This is a genomic window from Prosthecobacter fluviatilis (genome assembly GCF_042655725.1).
Lineage (GTDB): Bacteria > Verrucomicrobiota > Verrucomicrobiia > Verrucomicrobiales > Verrucomicrobiaceae > Prosthecobacter > Prosthecobacter fluviatilis.
This window is the reverse complement of sequence record NZ_JBHSMQ010000003.1, coordinates 518,221-535,767: the sequence shown is the minus strand read 5'-3', so window position 1 is coordinate 535,767 and position 17,547 is coordinate 518,221. Positions and strand designations below refer to the sequence as shown.

At 61.4% G+C, this 17,547-nt stretch carries 17 protein-coding genes; 7 read left to right on the top strand and 10 right to left on the bottom strand.

All coding sequences use genetic code 11. The features are described 5' to 3' along the window. Positions 1-65 precede the first annotated feature (65 nt). On the top strand, positions 66-728 hold the full coding sequence (locus ACFQDI_RS10825; protein ID WP_377166349.1) for a hypothetical protein: 663 nt from the start codon (positions 66-68) through the stop codon (positions 726-728). A 42-nt stretch (positions 729-770) separates the two neighbouring features. On the opposite strand, the gene ACFQDI_RS10820 is transcribed toward ACFQDI_RS10825, so the two are convergent. Beyond that, positions 771-1,808 carry a hypothetical protein gene (locus ACFQDI_RS10820; protein ID WP_377166347.1) on the bottom strand — a complete coding sequence of 346 codons (1,038 nt, stop codon included), beginning with the start codon at positions 1,806-1,808 and terminating at the stop codon, positions 771-773. 173 nt (positions 1,809-1,981) lie between these two features. Between ACFQDI_RS10820 and ACFQDI_RS10815 the strand changes: the two genes are divergently transcribed. Next, positions 1,982-2,407, top strand: a complete 426-nt coding sequence (locus ACFQDI_RS10815; RefSeq protein ID WP_377166345.1) for a thioredoxin family protein — start codon at positions 1,982-1,984, stop codon at positions 2,405-2,407. 40 nt (positions 2,408-2,447) lie between these two features. Here ACFQDI_RS10815 and ACFQDI_RS10810 read toward each other — a convergent pair whose 3' ends face one another. Beyond that, positions 2,448-3,233, bottom strand: coding sequence for an NIPSNAP family protein (locus tag ACFQDI_RS10810; protein WP_377166343.1), 786 nt, complete (start codon positions 3,231-3,233; stop codon positions 2,448-2,450). 65 nt (positions 3,234-3,298) lie between these two features. Beyond that, positions 3,299-4,207, bottom strand: coding sequence for a sugar phosphate isomerase/epimerase family protein (locus ACFQDI_RS10805; protein ID WP_377166341.1), 909 nt, complete (start codon positions 4,205-4,207; stop codon positions 3,299-3,301). Positions 4,208-4,383: 176 nt separating this feature from the next. Between ACFQDI_RS10805 and ACFQDI_RS10800 the strand changes: the two genes are divergently transcribed. The 3 genes from ACFQDI_RS10800 (at position 4,384) to ACFQDI_RS10790 (ending at position 5,753) form a co-directional block, all read left to right on the top strand. Then, positions 4,384-5,136: a hypothetical protein gene (locus ACFQDI_RS10800; protein ID WP_377166339.1), complete on the top strand. Its 753-nt coding sequence runs from the start codon at positions 4,384-4,386 to the stop codon at positions 5,134-5,136. A gap of 65 nt (positions 5,137-5,201) precedes the next feature. Further along, positions 5,202-5,447 (top strand): ribbon-helix-helix domain-containing protein, encoded by a 246-nt coding sequence (locus tag ACFQDI_RS10795; RefSeq protein WP_377166337.1) that lies wholly within the window; start codon positions 5,202-5,204, stop codon positions 5,445-5,447. Between the two features lie 45 nt (positions 5,448-5,492). Continuing rightward, positions 5,493-5,753: a type II toxin-antitoxin system RelE/ParE family toxin gene (locus tag ACFQDI_RS10790; protein WP_377166335.1), complete on the top strand. Its 261-nt coding sequence runs from the start codon at positions 5,493-5,495 to the stop codon at positions 5,751-5,753. A 37-nt stretch (positions 5,754-5,790) separates the two neighbouring features. On the opposite strand, the gene ACFQDI_RS10785 is transcribed toward ACFQDI_RS10790, so the two are convergent. The 3 genes from ACFQDI_RS10785 to mutS all read right to left on the bottom strand — a co-directional run bounded on the left by ACFQDI_RS10785 (position 5,791) and on the right by mutS (position 10,634). Beyond that, entirely contained in the window at positions 5,791-6,960 is a 1,170-nt protein-coding gene (locus ACFQDI_RS10785) for a serine hydrolase domain-containing protein (RefSeq protein WP_377166333.1), read from the bottom strand. A 167-nt stretch (positions 6,961-7,127) separates the two neighbouring features. Beyond that, positions 7,128-8,105, bottom strand: a complete 978-nt coding sequence (locus ACFQDI_RS10780; RefSeq protein ID WP_377166331.1) for a leucine-rich repeat domain-containing protein — start codon at positions 8,103-8,105, stop codon at positions 7,128-7,130. Between the two features lie 27 nt (positions 8,106-8,132). After that, positions 8,133-10,634, bottom strand: a complete 2,502-nt coding sequence (gene mutS / locus ACFQDI_RS10775; protein ID WP_377166329.1) for a DNA mismatch repair protein MutS — start codon at positions 10,632-10,634, stop codon at positions 8,133-8,135. A 103-nt stretch (positions 10,635-10,737) separates the two neighbouring features. Here mutS and ACFQDI_RS10770 point away from each other — a divergent pair, with 103 nt between their 5' ends. After that, positions 10,738-11,859 (top strand): metallophosphoesterase family protein, encoded by a 1,122-nt coding sequence (locus ACFQDI_RS10770; RefSeq protein ID WP_377166327.1) that lies wholly within the window; start codon positions 10,738-10,740, stop codon positions 11,857-11,859. A 50-nt stretch (positions 11,860-11,909) separates the two neighbouring features. Next, entirely contained in the window at positions 11,910-12,272 is a 363-nt protein-coding gene (locus ACFQDI_RS10765) for a hypothetical protein (protein WP_377166325.1), read from the top strand. A 10-nt stretch (positions 12,273-12,282) separates the two neighbouring features. Here the strand turns inward: ACFQDI_RS10765 and ACFQDI_RS10760 are convergent, their stop codons facing one another. Genes ACFQDI_RS10760 through ACFQDI_RS10745 form a run of 4 tightly spaced genes read right to left on the bottom strand, consistent with a single transcriptional unit; the run spans position 12,283 to position 17,453 of the window. Continuing rightward, positions 12,283-13,218 carry an alpha/beta hydrolase fold domain-containing protein gene (locus ACFQDI_RS10760; protein WP_377166323.1) on the bottom strand — a complete coding sequence of 312 codons (936 nt, stop codon included), beginning with the start codon at positions 13,216-13,218 and terminating at the stop codon, positions 12,283-12,285. A 38-nt stretch (positions 13,219-13,256) separates the two neighbouring features. After that, a complete protein-coding gene (locus ACFQDI_RS10755; RefSeq protein WP_377166321.1) occupies positions 13,257-14,147 on the bottom strand; it encodes a hypothetical protein in 891 nt (296 codons plus the stop codon). 5 nt (positions 14,148-14,152) lie between these two features. Beyond that, the gene (locus ACFQDI_RS10750; protein ID WP_377166319.1) at positions 14,153-16,147 is read right to left on the bottom strand and encodes an SUMF1/EgtB/PvdO family nonheme iron enzyme; all 1,995 of its coding nucleotides are present in this window, start codon (positions 16,145-16,147) and stop codon (positions 14,153-14,155) included. Positions 16,148-16,166: 19 nt separating this feature from the next. Further along, complete coding sequence (locus tag ACFQDI_RS10745; RefSeq protein ID WP_377166317.1) at positions 16,167-17,453, bottom strand: hypothetical protein; 1,287 nt, start codon at positions 17,451-17,453, stop codon at positions 16,167-16,169. Between the last annotated feature and the right edge of the window lie 94 nt (positions 17,454-17,547).

Sequence of the window (17,547 nt, the reverse complement as noted above, 5' to 3'; positions counted from 1 at the left end):
GTCATCTCACGGCATGCCACAATCGAATGAATAAGCCCGGGGCCTATGCGTCCGAAGTGGGGAACATGAAAACCACATCGCTTCTTTGGCTCGCCTCTCTGACTGCCGCTGCTTCGCTCTCCTCCTGTGTCGACGGCCCTTACGTTTCCGGTTATGGCTACGGTTCCGGTTATTCGTCCCCGTCCGGCTACTATGGCGGCGGCTACGGCTCGCGGCCGGTCATGACCTACAGCAGCTTTAACAGCTACACCTCACGGCCCTCCTCCGGCTATTCACACCGCTCTTACTCCTCGCCGAGCTTTGCTTCATTCTTTGGCGCTCCATCACAGCACTCCAGCCACGGCTACTCTTCACCTGGCTCCTCTGTCCATCACCAGCACCACTCCACCAGCCGCCCGGGCGGAGGTTTTTCCGGCTCTCCGTTTTCGTTGGGCGGCAGCTCCCATCATTCCGGTGGCGCTGCACATTCTTCAGGCGGCAGTGCCGGGAGCTTTGGTGGCGGATTTGGCGGCGGCACGACGCATCACTCCGGCGGTGGCTTTGGTGGTGGCTTTGGTGGTGGGCATGGCGGAGCTTCGGCGGGCGGTTTCGGCGGCAGCTCCCACCCCGGTGGCCACCCCTCAGGCGGTGTCTCACACGGTGGCTTTGGCGGTGCTTCATCAGGGGTGGCTGGGGGCGGCCACTCCGGCAGCGGACGTCACCACGGCGGTCGGCATGGCATGCACTGATAAGCGGGCCGCTCTGCAAAGGATCTGATCGCCTGCTGAAGGCTATTCCTGGGGCAGATGGCCGATCAGACGTGGCTTGCCTGCGCCTTCCCACAGCATCATGCCAAGGCCTTTGTCTTCATCCGCATCACCGTAATAAAACACCCGTGGCCTGCCACGCACCTCGGTGGCGCAAAAGCCCGCGGCAAATTCCATGTCCTCGGCGATCACTTCTGTCTGGTTCAGCGACCGGGACATGGCATCGATCTGATCTTTCAAACTGGGGGAATCCTCGGACGTCGGGGCATAGAGAGGCCTGGCAGGCATGGGCAGGCGCATGATCGCCGCCATGTGGCGTCCGCGCAGCTGGGCGTAGATCCACTTTCCTGCGGGGGCCACATGCTCCACCCACAGGCTGCCGCCATTCGCCTCGTCTGTGTTCAGGATGCCCAGCGGGGCGATGCGTGCCCCGACCAGCGTTCCCAGCCGCTCCATGCCTGCGTCATCATTCATCTCGATGCCGCCCTCCCACACATCTCCCTGGGTGATGAAAAACAAACGGCCGTCGCTCGAAAATGCACCGCCTGTGGCATCGCTCACGCGCCGGCAGAAGATGGGCAGAAAGGCGTGCTTGCCGCCTGGTTTTCGGCCGTAGAAAGTCCCCATGCTCGTCGCGTCAGCCGTTTCATTGCCGCAGACAAAAAGGCAGTCCTTCAGCGGCGTTCCGGGAGCGGTGGCCACAAAAAGGTCCGTGGCTCCCACCACGGGTGCGGTGGTGCAGACGCGCCTGACTGGCGTGGCGGCACCGGGCGTCCATACCCACACGCCCTCTTTGGCAAGAAACAGCGTTTCACCGTCGCTGCCCGCGGCGACGCTTTCGATGCTCTCATCCTTCAGCTCCGCCGGTAGCGGGGCCTGTGTGATCTTTCCGGTGGCAACGTCCACCTGCACCAGTCCGGTGCGACCTCTGCCTCCCAGCCCCATCGTCACCGTGCTGCCATCTTTCGAAAAAAACGCCTCATTGGCCGTGGCCGGGTGAGGCGAAAAAGCGAGTGACAGTGAGGCGCAGGCCAGAAGTGCCGGAAGTCGGAAGCTGCTCATGGCGCACCGCTTAGGTCGCTCTGATGGCAAGTCAATGCCCATCGGGTGTCCATGAAGGGTATGCGGGCTCCTGGAAACAACGGGCGATTTTTTCGCAGCACCCAGATTCTGGGAATAAAAATCGCTGCCGGCACATCTCAGAAATCGTACCTCTGTTACCCCCCCAAACACGCATGAAAAAAACCATCCTCCTAGTTCTCGCCGCCGTCACGAGCCTCGCCCTGGCCAGCGATTTTCCGAAAGGAAGCCCGCCCTTTCAAGACAGCAGCACCGGCGCCATGAGCGCCGCGAAAGCATCTGGCAAGCCGGTCGTGCTGATTTTTTCCGCCGCCTGGTGTCCGCCCTGCCAGGCCATGAAACATGACGTCTATCCCAGCGCCGAGGTGAAGGCCTTTCACGACAAATTCGTCTGGGCCTACCTCGACATCGACGATCCTCGCAATGAAGGCGTCGCCAGCAAATACGGCGTCAATGGCATTCCGCACATTGAGTTTCTCAATGCTGCCGGAAAAGAAATCGGCAAACAGGTCGGCGGCGTTTCCACCGAAGACTTTGCCAAAACGCTGGAAAGCGTGCTGGCAAAGGCGAAGAAATCCTAGCCGTGAAAACTCGAAGAGCCGGGAGCGGTCTTCCGGCTCTTCAGATCTGCGAATAGGGCGCAGGCACCAGCACGATGTTGGTGATGCGGGAGACGATCTCCTTGTCCGTAAAGCCCGGCGTGGTCTTGAGCTTGGTCCAGTCTGGGTCCACCCGGAAGGTGCCCCAGGCCTTGTCCTTGGCGGCGGCATCGCTGAAGCTCAGCATGTAGGTCAGGTTGGGCATGAGCGGGCCGATGATGGTCTCGCCAAAGAAGACGGCGTTCAGGCCGCTGCGCTTGAAGATCTCCAGCTCGCCGATGTTGAACATCTCGATCTTCTTCTTCGCCGTTTTCTCCGTCGGGCTCTCGTAGATGCGGAGTTGGTACACCTGACTGCCCTTGGCGGCCAGCTCCATGGCAGGCATGCCGGAGATGCCCTGCGTCAGCCAGCTTTCCACACGGTCAAAGACCACATCCGTGGCCGGAGCATTGAGGTGGGCCGCGCCCTGCTGCTGCAGCGCGGTGTCTGAAAGCAGCTCCACCGTTTTTGCCATCTGATCCAGCGAGCTGTAGCGCAGCACCACATACATCACGGGGGAGCCCTCCTGTTTTTCTGGCAGAAACACGCCCACGTTTTTCACACCCAGGCGGTTCAGCGCAGGGATGGCGGCGTCCTTCAGGTAGGCCTCCAGCACGGCCTGCTTCTCCGTGCTTTTCAGGGTGTATTTGCGGATTTCAAAATACTCGCGTGCGGCACCGGCTGGAGCATCGGCGGCGGCCAGGGTTTGAACAGCACTGGCAAGGCCGCTGGCGGCCACGGTGGATTTGAGGAAGGAGCTTCGGGTCATGGGGTCGAATTAAAAGTGGGCAGGTTGACAAAGGAAAGCGCGGATCCAAAAAGAAGGGGCAAGGATTACACCACCTTCGCCAGCGCACCTGCCAGCGCCACGTGGCATTTCTTCGCCGCGGCCACCGGATCATAGCCGGGCTTGCTGAAGATCTGCCCGCTAACCTCCACCACCACGGGGCCGTGGTAGCCGTGCTGCTTGAGGGCGGTGAAATACTTCACGTAGTCGGTTTTTCCTTCTCCGGGCAGGAGGAACTGAAACTTGGCAGCGTCTCCGCTCGCGTCTTTCACGTGGATGAACTGGGTGCGCGGCAGCAGCAGCTTCATGCTTTCCTCCATGTCGATGCCCTGCAGCTCAAAGTGGCTGTAGTCATACGTCACCTGGATGGCGGGGGACTTGACCTGCTCCAGCAGCCAGAGCAGGCGTTCGGGGGAGTTCACCGCGCTGCCCACATGCGCCTTGATGGCGATGGTGGCCTTCTCCTTTTCCGCCACTTCAGCCCAGGAGTGCAGCCGCTCCACCATGCCGGCCTTCTGCTGTTCCCACGTCGCCGGCTTGCCACCGCAGACAGTTTCGATGATGGGAGGCTTGGCGGCATTCATGTCGCGCGCGACCTGTGCGGCATCGCGGATGGTTTGCAGGGCCAGCGCGTGGGCCGTGTCATCGGCGGTGAGGCTGATGTTTACCATGAGGCAGGGCAGTTCCAGCTTGAGGGCGGAGAGCTGCTGCACGGCCTCCTTGCGCGCTTCAGGAGTGAAGACCTTGGGCTCGGTGGGAAAGCCGGCATTCAAGGCCAGTTCCACATTGGAGTAGCCGATCTCCGCACACGTTTTGAGCGCGTCTGCCAGCGTCAGCGTCTTCATGCCATACAGGCTGAAACCCAGGCTGACCCCGCCGGGAGAGGCCGCATGCGTGAGCTGTGGCAGAGCGGCAAAGCCGAGGGCGGTGTGCAGAAAGTGGCGGCGTGTAGGCATGGGGAGGTGTCGGTTGATGGCGTGTTTGCTAAACTAGCGGGCGCCGGATTCCTTGCATGAGAAGTTTCGCCTTTGGCAGGCATGCCACGCTGGCGGCGAAGCCCATGTCAGGGGGAGTGTCAGATTTTCGGCTACCTGGATGATCGTTCCTCCGCGTCCCCGCCGTACTTCCCCCCATGAGTCGTCTGCTCCAGGAGAAAAACGCGCATGCCCCCCGGCGGCTGTGTGCGGTACTCCCGCTCCTCATGCTGGGTTGCTGCCTCGCCGCCGCCAGGCTGCCCGCCGCAGAGGCCATGCCCCAGGCGCAGCAGGCGGAAGACGATGGCGCCATCCCGCGTGCGGTGCACATGGAGGACTTTGACGCCCTCGTGACCAATTCCCCCTTCACCCGCTCCCTGGGTGTTTCGGACTCGCTCATCCTCACCGGCGTCGCGCAGTTTCAGCAGGATGTCTATGCCACGCTGCTCGACACCAAGACCTTCGAGTCTCACGTCGTCTCCAAAACGCCCAACTATCAGGGCTGGCAGCTCGTCGGTGTGGGCGGTCGCAGCGAGGAGATGCAGACATGGTCCGCCAAAATCCAGATCCCCGGCGGCGAGGTCATCTCCGTGCGTTATCAGAAGCCTCCGCCTCGGCCCGCGAAGTCAAAGGCAGGCAGCAGTTCGGGTGGCGGCAGCGCTCCGGCCATCAGCTCCGCTCAGATGAACGAGGCCAAATCCGCCGCCGTAAACTACAAGGAGGGCTTCTCATCCGACGGCTACCCCAAAGCCCCGCCCCCTGAGATGGTCGCCAAGCTCTCCCGACTCAGCACCTCCCAGCGGGAAGACATCAACCGCCAGATGTTCAACTACCGCAACCAAGGGCTGGGGCTGGACGAGCGCCGCAAGATCTACGAGGGGCTGGTGGAGAAGTCGCTGCAGCGGCGGTAGCGGGGCATGTGCCGGGGGCTCTGGACCCGGTTGCATCTCGGAAGCCAGATGTTAACTTTGCCACCATGACCATCACCCTACCACCGGCTTTGGATGCTCTTCTAGCCAGGAAGCTGGCCACAGGGAAGTATGAGGATGCGGGAGATGTTGTACGCGAGGCACTGCGGCAGATGGATTCGCGTGAAACAGCGCTTGAGATCCTGCGCCAGGAGGCTGCGGTGGGCTTTGACCAACTGGATCAAGGAGACTCCCTTGAAATGGATCGTGAAGCCTTTATGAACCACTTTCGCAGCCGCAGGCAGGCTGCATGATCTTCCGTCTGGCCCACGCAGCCATCGGAGACCTTGAGGCCATCGATGACTATACCATTCGCGCTTGGGATGCTGAGCAGGCAGACCCGTTATCTGGCCATGCTATGGGAGACCTTTGAGAACATCGCCGCCGACCCGGCCCGCTGGCGTCGTCGTCCCGAGCTTCATCCAGACTGTCGTGTTTGCCTGGCTGGCAGGCATGCCATCCTGTTCCGCGTGAAGAACGACCAAGTGGAGATCGCCCGTGTGCTGCATGACGCGATGGATTTTAAACGTCATGCGCAAGGACTGTTTGAAGAGAGCTGACCATTGAACTCAGCATCTTAGAGGTGATGAGTCTTCTTCACTTTCCCAGCGCCTTCGCCGCCGCGTTTTGAAACGCCTCGCGCACGGGGCTGGCGTCGCTGTTGGGGAAGTTGGCGCGTTGCACGATCAGTACGTAGATCACCTCCTTCTTCGGGTCGATCCAGGCCTGCGTGCCCCAGGCGCCGCCGTGGCCGAAGGTGCCGGGAGAAAGCATGGTGGCCAGGCCTTCATGCGGTTCCTTCAGCACGCAGGTGCCGATGCCCCAGCCGTAGTTTTTGCCGTGGCTGCCAAACTCGGGCTTCTGGAAGAAGCCGCAGGGCAGATCGCCCGTGTGCACCGATGAGAGAATCTTCACCGCCTCGGGGCTCAGGATGCGTTTGCCCTCCAGCGTGCCGCCATTGAGAAGCATCCGGCAGAAGCGGGTGTAATCTTTCGCGCAGGAATACAGGCCGCCATTGCCCTGCGGCGGGCGGCCGCGTTTGCCGAAGTCGGCACGTGGCGGCACGGCCTCCAGCTTGCCGGTTTCCTTGTTCTTCGCGTAGCCGGTGGCAACGGTGCTCCACTGCGCATCCGTGGGATAAAAGGTGGTGTTCTTCATGCCGAGCGGATCAAACAGGCGCTTCTGCAAAAACTCGTCGAACGTCATCCCGCTGATCACCTCCACGATGCGTGATGCGGCATTGATGCCGGACTGGCAGTACTGCCATTTTTCGCCGGGCTCAAACTGCATCGGCGTCGCCAGCCAGATGGGCACCAGATCCGCCAGCGTGTGCGCTTCGTCTGCCTTCGGCCCCTTCGCCTCACCGAGGCCCGAGGTGTGCGTCAGAATTTGCGTGATGGTGAGATTCGCCGACTTGCCCGAAGGCGTCTTCAGCGCGGCAAATTCCGGCAGATACTTCGCCACCGGGTCCGCGATGTTCAGCTTCCCCTCATCCTGCAGCATCATGATCGCCGTGCCCGTGATCGGCTTGGTCATCGAGGCGATCCAGCCCATCGAGTCCACGCTCATGGCCTTCTGCTTTTCGATGTCCGCCATGCCGTTCGCTTCCAGGTGCAGCACCCCATCCTTCTTCGCCACCACCGTCACCGCCCCCGCCACCTCACCCTTGGCGATCATCTTCTGCATCGCCTCGCCAATGCCAGGAAGTTTGGGTGTATCCGCGAAGGCGAGTGACGAGAGGAGGAAAGGAAGGAGAAGCGTACGCATGGTGGTGGGGCAGTTAAACGGAGCGGCGGCAGCAATGTTGCTGGGGGTTTCCGCTCCATGCCCTGCCCAGACTCTCCCGCTTCAGCACTTGCCAATGTAAAGAGATCAAGTGCGAGATGTTCAACCACTTCTGGCAAGCAGTCTGGTGAATGCCTCATCCACGTAACTCAGAATTCTCTCAAATTTAGTTGCGGGTAGGTGACGTCTGGAAGTTCCGTCATCTCGGCAACGGCCAACTTCTTTTTCCTTGATTTGAATCCTGAAGTGAGACGCTGGAGCGCGGGATGGCCGACTAGACAGCGATAATCGTCCACAGTCAGCTGATCCATGGCCGAAAGATGCACTTCAGCCAGCCCGCTTGCCGCTGCCAGCCAAGAGAGCGATGTAAGCCCCTTCATCTGATCCATCCGAACCCGGCGAAGTTTGGTTTGTTTTTTGAGTGGTGGAATGTCCCTGACCTGAATCTGCCCTCCTATCTCCAATTGCTGAAGCGGCACCAGTTCCGCCAGCCAGTCGAGACTCGACAAACCGCGAATCCGCCACAAAAAGACATCTTCAAGCCTTGGCAGCCCTCCCAGCACGCTAAGGTCCGAGTTGCTTCCGTGGTAGACGCTGATTTTTTTCAGGCCTTTGAGGCTGCCAAGAATGGCGATATCTGGCAAGGTACTCGTGTTCAGCAGCAGGCTCTCCAGTTTGCCCAGCCCGGCCAGCACCTCCATATCGGCCAGCGTGCCCGTCACCTGAAGATCTTTGAGATTCTTCAGCCGTTTGACCAGGCCAAGGCTGAGCTTAGAGTTGTTCACGCTCAGGGTCAGCTTTTCCAGATCGTCTGGGAGGTGGTCCAGTTCTTCCAAGCCCGTTGCTTTCGCATACCAATGACTGTGTAGACATACTTCATGGATGTTGGAGAAAAATTTCAAGAAGCAGAGGTCCAGTCTTACGCCCTGCCTCACGCTGTAGACTATAGTTACATTTTTATACCTGGCTGCGCACTCGGCCAGTTTCTGCCAGTCGCAGTCCGTGACTTCTCCTTTGACTATTAAGCGCAGGAGCTCCCCGCCAGGAGCCTCCAATTTGCACGGTGGCAGCGGAGATGCGACGTCTGTGATGACATCGTAGAGATAGGTTATGGATTCTGTGCTCATGGTCAAAAAGCCAGAAATGGCATCCTACTACCCAAACAACACCATCTGCCCCTTGTCCTCATCACTCACTACCTTCTTCCTCGTCTTGGCAGGCACGCTGGTGGCGACGGGGACTTCCTTCACGCTCTCCGCAGGCTGATGCCCCGCCTCAAGCTGCTGCAGCACCTCCTTGGCGCGGTCGATGACATTCTCCGGCAGCCCCGCGAGTCTCGCCACCTGGATGCCGTAGCTTTTTTCGGCGGAGCCGGGGAGGATCTTGTGGAGGAAGATGATCTGGTGGTTCCACTCTTTGACGGCCACGTTGTAGTTCTTTACGGCGCTGCGGCTTTGGGCCAGGGCGGTGATCTCGTGGTAGTGGGTGGCAAAGAGGGTGCGGGCGCCCACTTTGTCGTGCAGATGCTCGGCCACGCTCCAGGCGATGCTGAGGCCGTCGAAGGTGGAGGTGCCGCGGCCGATCTCGTCGAGGATGACGAGGCTGCGCTCGGTGGCGTTGTTGAGGATGAGCGCGGTCTCGTTCATCTCCACCATGAAGGTGCTCTGCCCGCGTGCGATGTCGTCGCTGGCGCCGATGCGGGTGAAGATGCGGTCCACCAGGCCCACCTCGGCGCTGTGCACTGGCAGATAGCTGCCGATTTGCGCCATGAGCGTGAGCAGCGCCGTCATGCGCAGGTAGGTGCTCTTACCGGCCATGTTTGGCCCGGTGATGAGGATGAGGCGGCTCTCCTCGGGCTCAAGCGTGATGTCATTCGGCACGAAGCGCTCGCCGCTGGTGAGGTTCTGGTCCAGCACCGGGTGGCGGCCTTCGCGGATGAAGAGGTTGCGCGTCTCGTTGAGGACGGGGCGGGTGTAGTTGAAGAGGCGCGCGGTTTCAGCAAGCGAGCCCAGCGCATCGAGAATGGCGATGGTCTCGGCGGTTTCCTGAATGTGTGCCAGATGCTCCAGCACACGGCCGCGCAGCGCGAGGAACTCCTCGTACTCCAGCGCCTTGCTGCGCTCCTCGCTGCCGAGGATCTTGTCTTCCATGCGCTTGAGCTCATCGGTGATGTAGCGTTCGCCGTTCACCGTCGTCTGCTTGCGGTGGTAGTCCGGCGGCACGCTGCCCACGTTGGCCTTGGTGATCTCGATGAAGTAGCCGAAGACGGCGTTGTATTTGATCTTGAGGCTCTTGATGCCGGTGCGCTCGATCTCGCGGTTTTGCAGGTCGGCGATCCACTGGCGGCCGAGGGTGGAGGCATTGCGCAGTTCATCCAGTGCGGGCAGCCAGCCCTCGCGGAAGACACCGCCCTCCTTGATCTGCATCGGCGGCTCATCCGCAATGGCACGCTGGATTTCCTGGGAGATGGCGGTGAGGTCGTGCAGGCGCTCCAGCAGCAGGTTGAAACCGGGGCTGCCAAAGGTCTCCAGCGCGGTGCGCAGGGCGGGCACGACTTCGAGAGAAGAGGCCAGCATGAGGAGATCGCGGCCATTGCCGCTGCCCTGGCTGAGGCGGGAGCTGGTGCGCTCGAGGTCGCGCACTTCTTTGAGCAGGGTGCGGATCTGGCTGAAGATGACGGACTCATCCAGCAGCGCGGCGATCATGTCCTGCCGCTGCGTCAAGGTATCGAGATCCCGCAGCGGATGCAGCACCCAGTGGCGGAGCTTGCGAGCGCCCATGGGCGTGCAGGTGCGGTCCAGTGCGCTGAGCAGCGTGTGCGAGCTGCCACCGCGTGCCGTCACCAGTTCCAGATGGCTCTGGCTGGCGGCGTCGATCAGCACCACATCGCTCGTCTGCGCATGGCGCATGCGCTGGATGTGCTCCACACTGCGGCGTAGCTGAAACTGCAGGTATTGCAGGATGCAGCCTGCAGCGCAGATGGCGGCGCTGAGTCCCTGGCAGCCGAAGCCATCCAGAGACTGCACTTTGAAATGCTGCGTGAGGCTGTGCTGTGCCTGATCCAAGAGGAAAAGATAACCTTCCACGGATTGCGCGCAGGCCGGGCTGCCGAGAGCGTCGATGAGTTCACGCTGGTCCTCGCTGTAGAGAAGCTCGCTGGCCTGCAGGCGCTCCAGTTCATCGACAAGCTCCGTGGTGTCCTTGAACTCGGCCACTTCAAACTCACCCGTGGTGTGGTCCACATAGGCGAGGCCGAGTTTTTTCCCCTCGCGAAACACGGCGGCGAGGTAGTTCGCACGATTTGAGTCGAGCAGGTTCAGGTCGTTGATCGTGCCTGCGCTGAGGATCTGCGAGACGGCACGCTCCACGATCTTTCCGGGCACGGGATCGGTGGTCTGCTCGGCGATGGCCACGCGCTTGCCCGCCTTGATGAGCTTGGCGATGTAGCCTTGTGACGAATGATGCGGCACGCCGCACATCGGCACGCCGTTGCGCTTGGTCAGGGCGACGTTGAGGATGGGGGAGGCGGTCTTGGCGTCCTCAAAGAAGAGCTCGTAAAAGTCCCCCAGGCGGAAGAAGAGCAGCACATCCTCTGGCAGCTCGCGCCGGATGGCGAGGTACTGCTTCATCATGGGAGTGGTGCTGGCGTCAGACATGGGCGGTGGCAAGGAGTCGAGAGGTTGGACGGGAGGTCAAGATGGAGCAATGACGAATGACGATTTCAGCAGGACGAAAGGCCGTGGCCGCGTTTGATGGGGCATGACCATCCGCCGCCGATTTTTGCAGACCTGCAGCGCCGCTGCCCTGCCGGCCTCCCTTTTGCCCGCCGCGCAGGCTGCGAGCCCGTTTTCCTTCATCCTCCTGGGAGATCTGCACTACGACAGCCTTTCCCATCATGACCTGAAATGGCTGGACGAGCATCACGCAGGCGATCTGAGCCAGATCAAAAACTACTCCCGCCTCACCACCGAGACGATGCCGGGTCTGTTTGCTGCGGTGAAGCAACGCATCGCCGCGCTGAAGGACAGCGCCGCACCGCCTGCCTTTGTGCTGCAGGTGGGAGATCTGGTGGAGGGCCTGTGCGGAAGTACGGAGCTCTCCGTGCGGCAGAACCGCGAGGCGCTGGCCTTTGTGGCGCAGCAGCAGCTCGGCGTGCCGTTTGTTTTCACCAAAGGGAACCACGATGTGACCGGCGACGGCGCGGTGGAGGCCTTCGATGAAGTGCTGCGCCCTTTCATGGAGCAGGAGACGCACAAGGTGGATGCCGCCGCCGCACGCACCCAGGCCAGCCACACGATGACCTGCGGCGAGGCGCAGTTCGCCTTCTTTGACGCCTACGACAAAGCCAGCCTGGAGTGGCTGGAGGCCGTGGCAGCCCGGCGCACGGCACGGCATTTCTTTGTGATCATCCATCCGCCCGTGGTGCCCTATGGCGCGCGTGCTTCATGGCATCTCTATGCCGGGGAAAAGCTCAAGGCGCAGCGCGAGAAACTGCTGGAGGTGCTGGGCCGTCAGGAGGCCATGGTGCTGGGCGGGCACCTGCACAAATACAGCGCGCTCACCCGCATGGCCGGGGGCCATAGCTTCACGCAGCTCGCCGTCAGCAGCGTGGTGTCCGCCTTGAACCAAAAGCCGAAGGATGTGCTGCATGGCATGGACTCCTACACCGGAGATCAGGTGAACCTGGAGCCCAAGCACGCACCCGAGACCGCACAGGCACGCCGGGACATCTATGCCGCCGAGCGCAAGGTCGTCACCGCCTTTGATTACGCAGACACAGCGGGCTATGCCGTCGTGACCGTCAATGGCGCGCAGGTGGAGGCAGCCGTGCATGCAGGCACGCAGGCCGAGGCCTTTCAGACGATGAAGATTTCTGTGTGAAGAAGTGTGTGCTTGATCCGCTGCCGCATGCTTGCCAAAATTAAAACACCATGACCCAACCCCAACGCGAAGCCCTGTTTGATCTGCTGACCCTGTCCATCTACGCGGACGCCCACATCTCGCTGACCGAGGAGCGCCTGCTGGAGTCCGCCTTCATCGCCGAAGGCTGGGACTCCGAGTACCCCAAGAGCCTTTTCATCGACGAATCCTTCGCCCGTGCCCGTGAGATGGCCGAGAGCGACGACTCGATGTTTGACTACATCAATGAACGCGCCCAGGCCTTCACCACCAAGAGCGCGCAGAAAGAGGCTCTCGGTGTGGTGAAAAACATCCTCAAAGGTGACGGCGAGACGCCGGAGGAAAACGAGTTCTACAGCCTCCTGGTGCAGGCGCTGCCGAAGGTGGGGAAGTAAGCTCCAACGCTTACTTCAGCGCCGGCTCGCCCAGGTGCTTTTTGAAGAAGGCCGTGGCGATGTCCACCGTCTCTGCACACCACGGATCTTTCATCCAGAAGGGGTGAGGTGCATCCTTGAGCGTGTGCACGGCGGTCTCGATGCCCAAGGCCTTGAGCTTTTCCATCATCTCCGCGCGGCCCACTTTGAGCGTGTCCTTTTCACCTTCGATGTAGATCGTAGGTGGCACACCGGCGCGCACGTGATTGATGGGAGATGCCTCCTTGTACACCTCCGGTTTCTCCAGCGCATTACCGCCAAAGAAGAGGATCGCGCTCTCGTTCTTCTGGAAGTAGTTCGAGTCCACCAGGTTCTGCGTGGCCGCCATGACGATGCAGGCCTTCACCGCGCTGGACTGGTCCTTGAAGGGGCCTTCGCCTTCAAACTCCGCCAACCCGGTCGTCATCGCCGTCAGGCCGGAGAGATGCCCGCCAGCGGAGCCGCCCATGCAGCCGATGCGCTCGGGATCGATCTTCAGTTCTTTGGCGTGTGCCCGCAGGCAGCGCAGGGCTGCCTTGCAGTCATGCAGTGCGGCAGGGTACCTGGCCTGGGTGGAGAGGCGGTAGCTGACCAGTGCGGTGACAAAGCCCCGCTGTGCCAGGCGCTCCATCATCGGCTTGTCGGCCTCCACCTGGCGTGCCTTCCAGCCGCCGCCGTGGATGTCGAGGATGCAGGGCCAGGTGCCTTGGGCGTCCGGCACATAGACATACAGCTCCACGGTGTGCTCCGGGTACTTCGCCACCTCCAGCGTCTTCAGCGTAAAGCCCACAGGTGTCTCCGGTTTGAGGGCCTTCGACTTGGGGCCGCTGGCGACGGCGTTCGGCTTAGCCTCCTGCTTGGGGTCGGCGGCCCGCAGAAAGTTCAGCGAGAGGAAAAGAGCCAGGCAGAGCGGGAAGCGAAAATGCATGAACATGCATAACGCCCTTCCAGTGCATGACCCTAACGCTATTTTTTCGCTTTTGGCAGCGTGCCCATCACGCTCGGGCGTTCGGAGGCTTTGCGGATGGCTTTCTTTGCCGGAGGCGGTGCGCCGGGGTCAAAAGACTGTCCCCCGATCACGGCTGCCCCGCTGTTGGTCATGACCAGCGAGGGGCGGTTGCCTTCCGGGTCACGGTAATAGGTGCGCTGGTGGATCTTGCCGTCCGGATTGACGACCACGTGGCAGAACACATGCGGCATGGCCAGAAACAGGACATGCAGCTTGTTATGCACGTCGATGCTGATCTGCGGCTGCACCGCCATCATGGCAGGACCAAGCAGGAACGTGGCGATGTAGGCTCCGCTGCGGTCATCGGTGAGGCGGCAGTAAAGCTGCAGATCATCGAGCTCACGGAAGAGAATTACCTGGTAGCGGCGCTGGCGCCCTGCGTTGGGGAACCCCTGTGGCACACCGAACGGCTGGTCAAACATGTTTGGCTTGGAGTCTGTGATGGTCATGCGCACCTTGTTCGACATGAAGAACTGGCCGGAAAGCGGATGCAGCACGTTGGCAAGGATGGTGAAGGTGCCCAGGCTGGCGGTGGAGTAGCCCCCGGAGATTTCCACAGTGTGCTTTGTCGTGCCGCCCGCAGGCAGGGTGATGGCTTCCTCAGAACCAATCGTGACAGGGGCGAGCCGCTGCCCGGTGGACTGGGTGATCTCAAACTGCAGCCAGTCACGCGCACCATGACCGCCGACGATCACATCGCCCCCCGAACGGTTTGTGACGCTCACGACGGCCACGACCGGCTCGCCGGTGAGAAACTGGTTCTTCAAAAGGGTGAGATTCGTCACGTACTGGGCACGCGCATGGCTGCAGCACAGGCAGAGGAAGATCAGCAAAAAGATGCGGTTCATAGGCTTCAATGATTGTTTTTGGCTGGAGAAATGGTGCTGGAGGCAGGAGCTGTGCTGGTGGCGGTGCGGAAGCCACGTGCCAGTGTAGCCTCGTTTGCGGATTCAGGAAAGCGTCTGTCGGTGAGCAGCTGGTCGTTGCTCTTCAGGCCAAAGTGTCCGCCACGCACGACGGGCACCTTGATGTCGATATAGTCCGGGTGCGAGGGCCACTCGCCGGCCTGTGTCTCGCCAGCGGTCCATTCGCTGACGTTGCCAGCCATGTCGCACACGCCATAGGGGCTGACGTCCTGTGTTTCGCGGGTGATCGGTGCCCAGAGATTGTAGCCGTCGATCTTGCCGCCCTTTCCTTTGGGGGAGGCGTCGTAGTCGTCTCCCAGATTTGCGGCCTTGCTGTTGGGCTGGTTGCCCCAGGGGTAGATGAGGCCATGCTCACCCCGTGCCGCCTTTTCCCATTCCTGCTCGGTCGGCAGCCGCTGGCCGTTCCATTTGGCAAAGGCGTAGGCGTCCCACCAGTCCACCTGCGACACGGGAGTGTTCAGCGTGATGCTCTCACCGTTGAAGGTGGTGCCCGCTTTGGCTGCGGCGTAGTACTGGCCCCACTTCACCGGTTCATGGCTGGTTTTGGTCTTGGGCTGCAGCGAGTGGTCAAAGGCGTCTGCCTTCGTGGTTTTCAAGGCCTTCAGGAAATTGGCATACTGGCCGATGGTGACTTCATGCTTGCTGATCCAAAACTCCGGCAGCTTCACCTTTTCATTTTTTTGGTACACGAAGGTGCCTGCAGGGATGCGCACCATTTCGATGGGGAGTGCAGACGCATTGGCGGCCCGTGGTGCATGGCTGCCGTTCATCATCGCGCCCAGTGCCGCCACGACGACGAGAATGACCACTGTCACCGCCCAGACCCACCAGGGCTTCTGACCGTTGACGTTCACCGGCAGAGTCTCAGCCTCGATCTTGCGCACGATGCTGCGCTCGCGCATGTCATCACGCACATCATCCAGAGCGTTCAGCAGGCCGTTCCAGTCGTGGTTGGCGGCCGCCAGCGTCTGCAGCAGGCCGCGGGCCTTGCCCTCGGCTGCCACGGGGCGCATCAGGTCGAGAAACGACTTCACATCCGCCTGGGCATCCCTCTTTTTTGGCACGGCGGGACGGAAGAAATTCACAATGCTCGACTGGTGGTCTGCGTCGATGTAAATGTCCCGCGGCGAGATGCTGCGGTAGTGGTAGCCGCGCTCCGTGGCAAACTGCATGGCCTCCGCCACCCCGAACAAAACCTCCGCCAGCCGGCGCTCGCTGAGCATTTCATCCGTCAGCTCGATTTCCGACAGGCTCCGCCCGCGTGGCAGCTCGCGCGTGTAAAAGAGCCATCCGTTTGTTTCTCCCGCCTCATACAGCGGGGCGATGCGCGGATGCATCAGCGAGGCTTTCACACGCTCACGCTCTTTGAATTTGGCCACCACGTCCGGCTGCTTCAGGTACTCCGGTTTCAGCAGCACCAGCGCCACCGGGCGCTGTACCGTGATCTGCAGCGCACGGTAGGTTTCCGACTCGCGTTCGATGTAAAGCCGTTCCAGCACCTGGTAGTTTCCCAGCACCGTCCCGGGCACCATGACCGGCGGCGGCTCATTCGACTCCACCGGCAGCGATAGCAGCGCGCGCACACGCTCCAGCAGTTTCTCCGGCGTGTAGGGGGCGTCTTTGAGCACGAGCCCGTCGGCTATCTGGTCCTCAAACCCCGTCAGATCATAGCGCGTGCTGAAAAGCACACGCGTTTGCGGAAAGCGCGCACGCACCGTGTCGCGCAGCGCGAAGCCGGTCTCCTGCGTTTCAAAAATCGCCTCGGTCACCAGGATGTCCAGAGAGTCGGCTTTTGCGACCCATTCGGCTGCGAGTGCGGGGGTGGGAAAATCGACCACCGTGTAGCCGGGGAGGTTGTCCCTCAGCCAGGTGGCTCGTGTGCCGCGCAAGGCGGTACTGGAATCGACAAACAAAAGAGTCATGTGGGCATGTCAGTGGCGATCATCGTCCCATCGGTGGGAGCAGCGGATTGACACCTGCAGGAGCAGTGCCAGGGGTCGATCCGTACTCCAGGAGATCGCGGGGCTCGGCAGCCACATCCTGGAGTTTGTTGTTGTAGTAGAGCCGGAGCATGTAGCCGTAGTATGTGCGGCGTCCATGCTGCTGGATTTCGGCGGCAGAGAGTGCGGGCAGGTGGTAAACGACGTCCAGGATCTCTTCCCCCGTGCCGTTCCAGTCCACCGGAGCGGACTGCCAGGATTCGACGGGTTCAGGCGCCACCGTCAGGGCCACTTTCTCGTTGTTGACGCGGTCAAAGAAGAAAACCTCGAGGTTCAGCGCCTGAGAATTGATGGGTTGGTTTCCCACCCGGGAAATGGGCACGCGCAGCACATAGCGCTCCCCCGAGGGGACCCGGAAATCGCGTACAGCCTGGCAGGCCCCCAGGCGGAGGACCTTTTCGCTGTCAGCTCCGGATGCAGGCATGGCAGGCGTCGCCGCCCCTGCCGAACCCGCGCCAAGCCGCCTTGAGGCAAGCTCAAAATAGATGCCCGCTTTCGTGGCTCCGAGGAGCTGGATGCGGCGCCAGGCGTCCGTGGCCTTGGCCATGATCCCCATCTGTTCATACGTCTCCGCCATCTCGGCAATGATCGCCGGATGGTCAGGGGTCAGCTCGTCCGCTTTGCGCAGCAGCTCCAAGGTGCCCTGCATGTCGCTCAGGCCACGGAGGTCTTTCGCCGCAGTGACCACGTAGTTGACGTCGCGCAGCAGTGCCGTGGCGGCGTCCGGCTTTGAGTTGGGTCCGGGCGGGGCGGTGGTCTTGAATCCAGCACCAGCCGGGCCGGTGGCTGCGGGCGGTGCGGAAGTCTGAGCAGGGGGCTTTCCTGTCATGGGCTGCACAGGCGCAGCTGAGATCAGTGGCGGAGGGGGGGCCGGCGGAGTCTGGGGGGCATACGTGGGCGCGGGCATCGGCACCTCAGATCCCGGCCTGCTGAAAGAACCAATCGGTGGCGGAGCCGTGGATACGATGGGCGCAGATACAGGCGCAGGCATGAGCGAACCTGGCAGCGGCGGAGCAGTGGCAGTGGAGGGCAGGGCTATCTGGCCGATTTCCGGCACCATGCTGGGCACCGCCGTGATAGGCGGGTTTTCTACTGCTGGAGAAGAGCCGAAAGTCAGCAGCTTAAGCGCAATGACGGTCTGCACCGTCGCCAGCACACATAGCGTTCCCCAAGCGATCACTGAGGAACGGTCACGCTCTGAGGCTAGAATGGTGGAAGGAGGAGTCACGAGTTGCTGAAAAAGACGCTCATGGTACGATTTGGGCTTCCTAGTGTCAATGTTTCAGGGTTCTTCGTTCAAAATGCCGGAAGGGCACTCCCTC

Bases quoted from the DNA above. Each gene is read 5' to 3' on its own strand.
- ACFQDI_RS10815 (WP_377166345.1), top strand. From the start codon at position 1,982: ATGAAAAAAACCATCCTCCTAGTTCTCGCCGCCGTCACGAGCCTCGCC.
- ACFQDI_RS10780 (WP_377166331.1), bottom strand. From the start codon at position 8,105: ATGAGCACAGAATCCATAACCTATCTCTACGATGTCATCACAGACGTC.
- mutS (WP_377166329.1), bottom strand. From the start codon at position 10,634: ATGTCTGACGCCAGCACCACTCCCATGATGAAGCAGTACCTCGCCATC.
- ACFQDI_RS10810 (WP_377166343.1), bottom strand. From the start codon at position 3,233: ATGACCCGAAGCTCCTTCCTCAAATCCACCGTGGCCGCCAGCGGCCTT.
- ACFQDI_RS10765 (WP_377166325.1), top strand. From the start codon at position 11,910: ATGACCCAACCCCAACGCGAAGCCCTGTTTGATCTGCTGACCCTGTCC.
- ACFQDI_RS10820 (WP_377166347.1), bottom strand. From the start codon at position 1,808: ATGAGCAGCTTCCGACTTCCGGCACTTCTGGCCTGCGCCTCACTGTCA.
- ACFQDI_RS10750 (WP_377166319.1), bottom strand. From the start codon at position 16,147: ATGACTCTTTTGTTTGTCGATTCCAGTACCGCCTTGCGCGGCACACGA.
- ACFQDI_RS10790 (WP_377166335.1), top strand. From the start codon at position 5,493: ATGACTATACCATTCGCGCTTGGGATGCTGAGCAGGCAGACCCGTTAT.
- ACFQDI_RS10800 (WP_377166339.1), top strand. From the start codon at position 4,384: ATGAGTCGTCTGCTCCAGGAGAAAAACGCGCATGCCCCCCGGCGGCTG.
- ACFQDI_RS10755 (WP_377166321.1), bottom strand. From the start codon at position 14,147: ATGAACCGCATCTTTTTGCTGATCTTCCTCTGCCTGTGCTGCAGCCAT.
- ACFQDI_RS10805 (WP_377166341.1), bottom strand. From the start codon at position 4,207: ATGCCTACACGCCGCCACTTTCTGCACACCGCCCTCGGCTTTGCCGCT.
- ACFQDI_RS10785 (WP_377166333.1), bottom strand. From the start codon at position 6,960: ATGCGTACGCTTCTCCTTCCTTTCCTCCTCTCGTCACTCGCCTTCGCG.
- ACFQDI_RS10760 (WP_377166323.1), bottom strand. From the start codon at position 13,218: ATGCATTTTCGCTTCCCGCTCTGCCTGGCTCTTTTCCTCTCGCTGAAC.
- ACFQDI_RS10795 (WP_377166337.1), top strand. From the start codon at position 5,202: ATGACCATCACCCTACCACCGGCTTTGGATGCTCTTCTAGCCAGGAAG.
- ACFQDI_RS10825 (WP_377166349.1), top strand. From the start codon at position 66: ATGAAAACCACATCGCTTCTTTGGCTCGCCTCTCTGACTGCCGCTGCT.
- ACFQDI_RS10770 (WP_377166327.1), top strand. From the start codon at position 10,738: ATGACCATCCGCCGCCGATTTTTGCAGACCTGCAGCGCCGCTGCCCTG.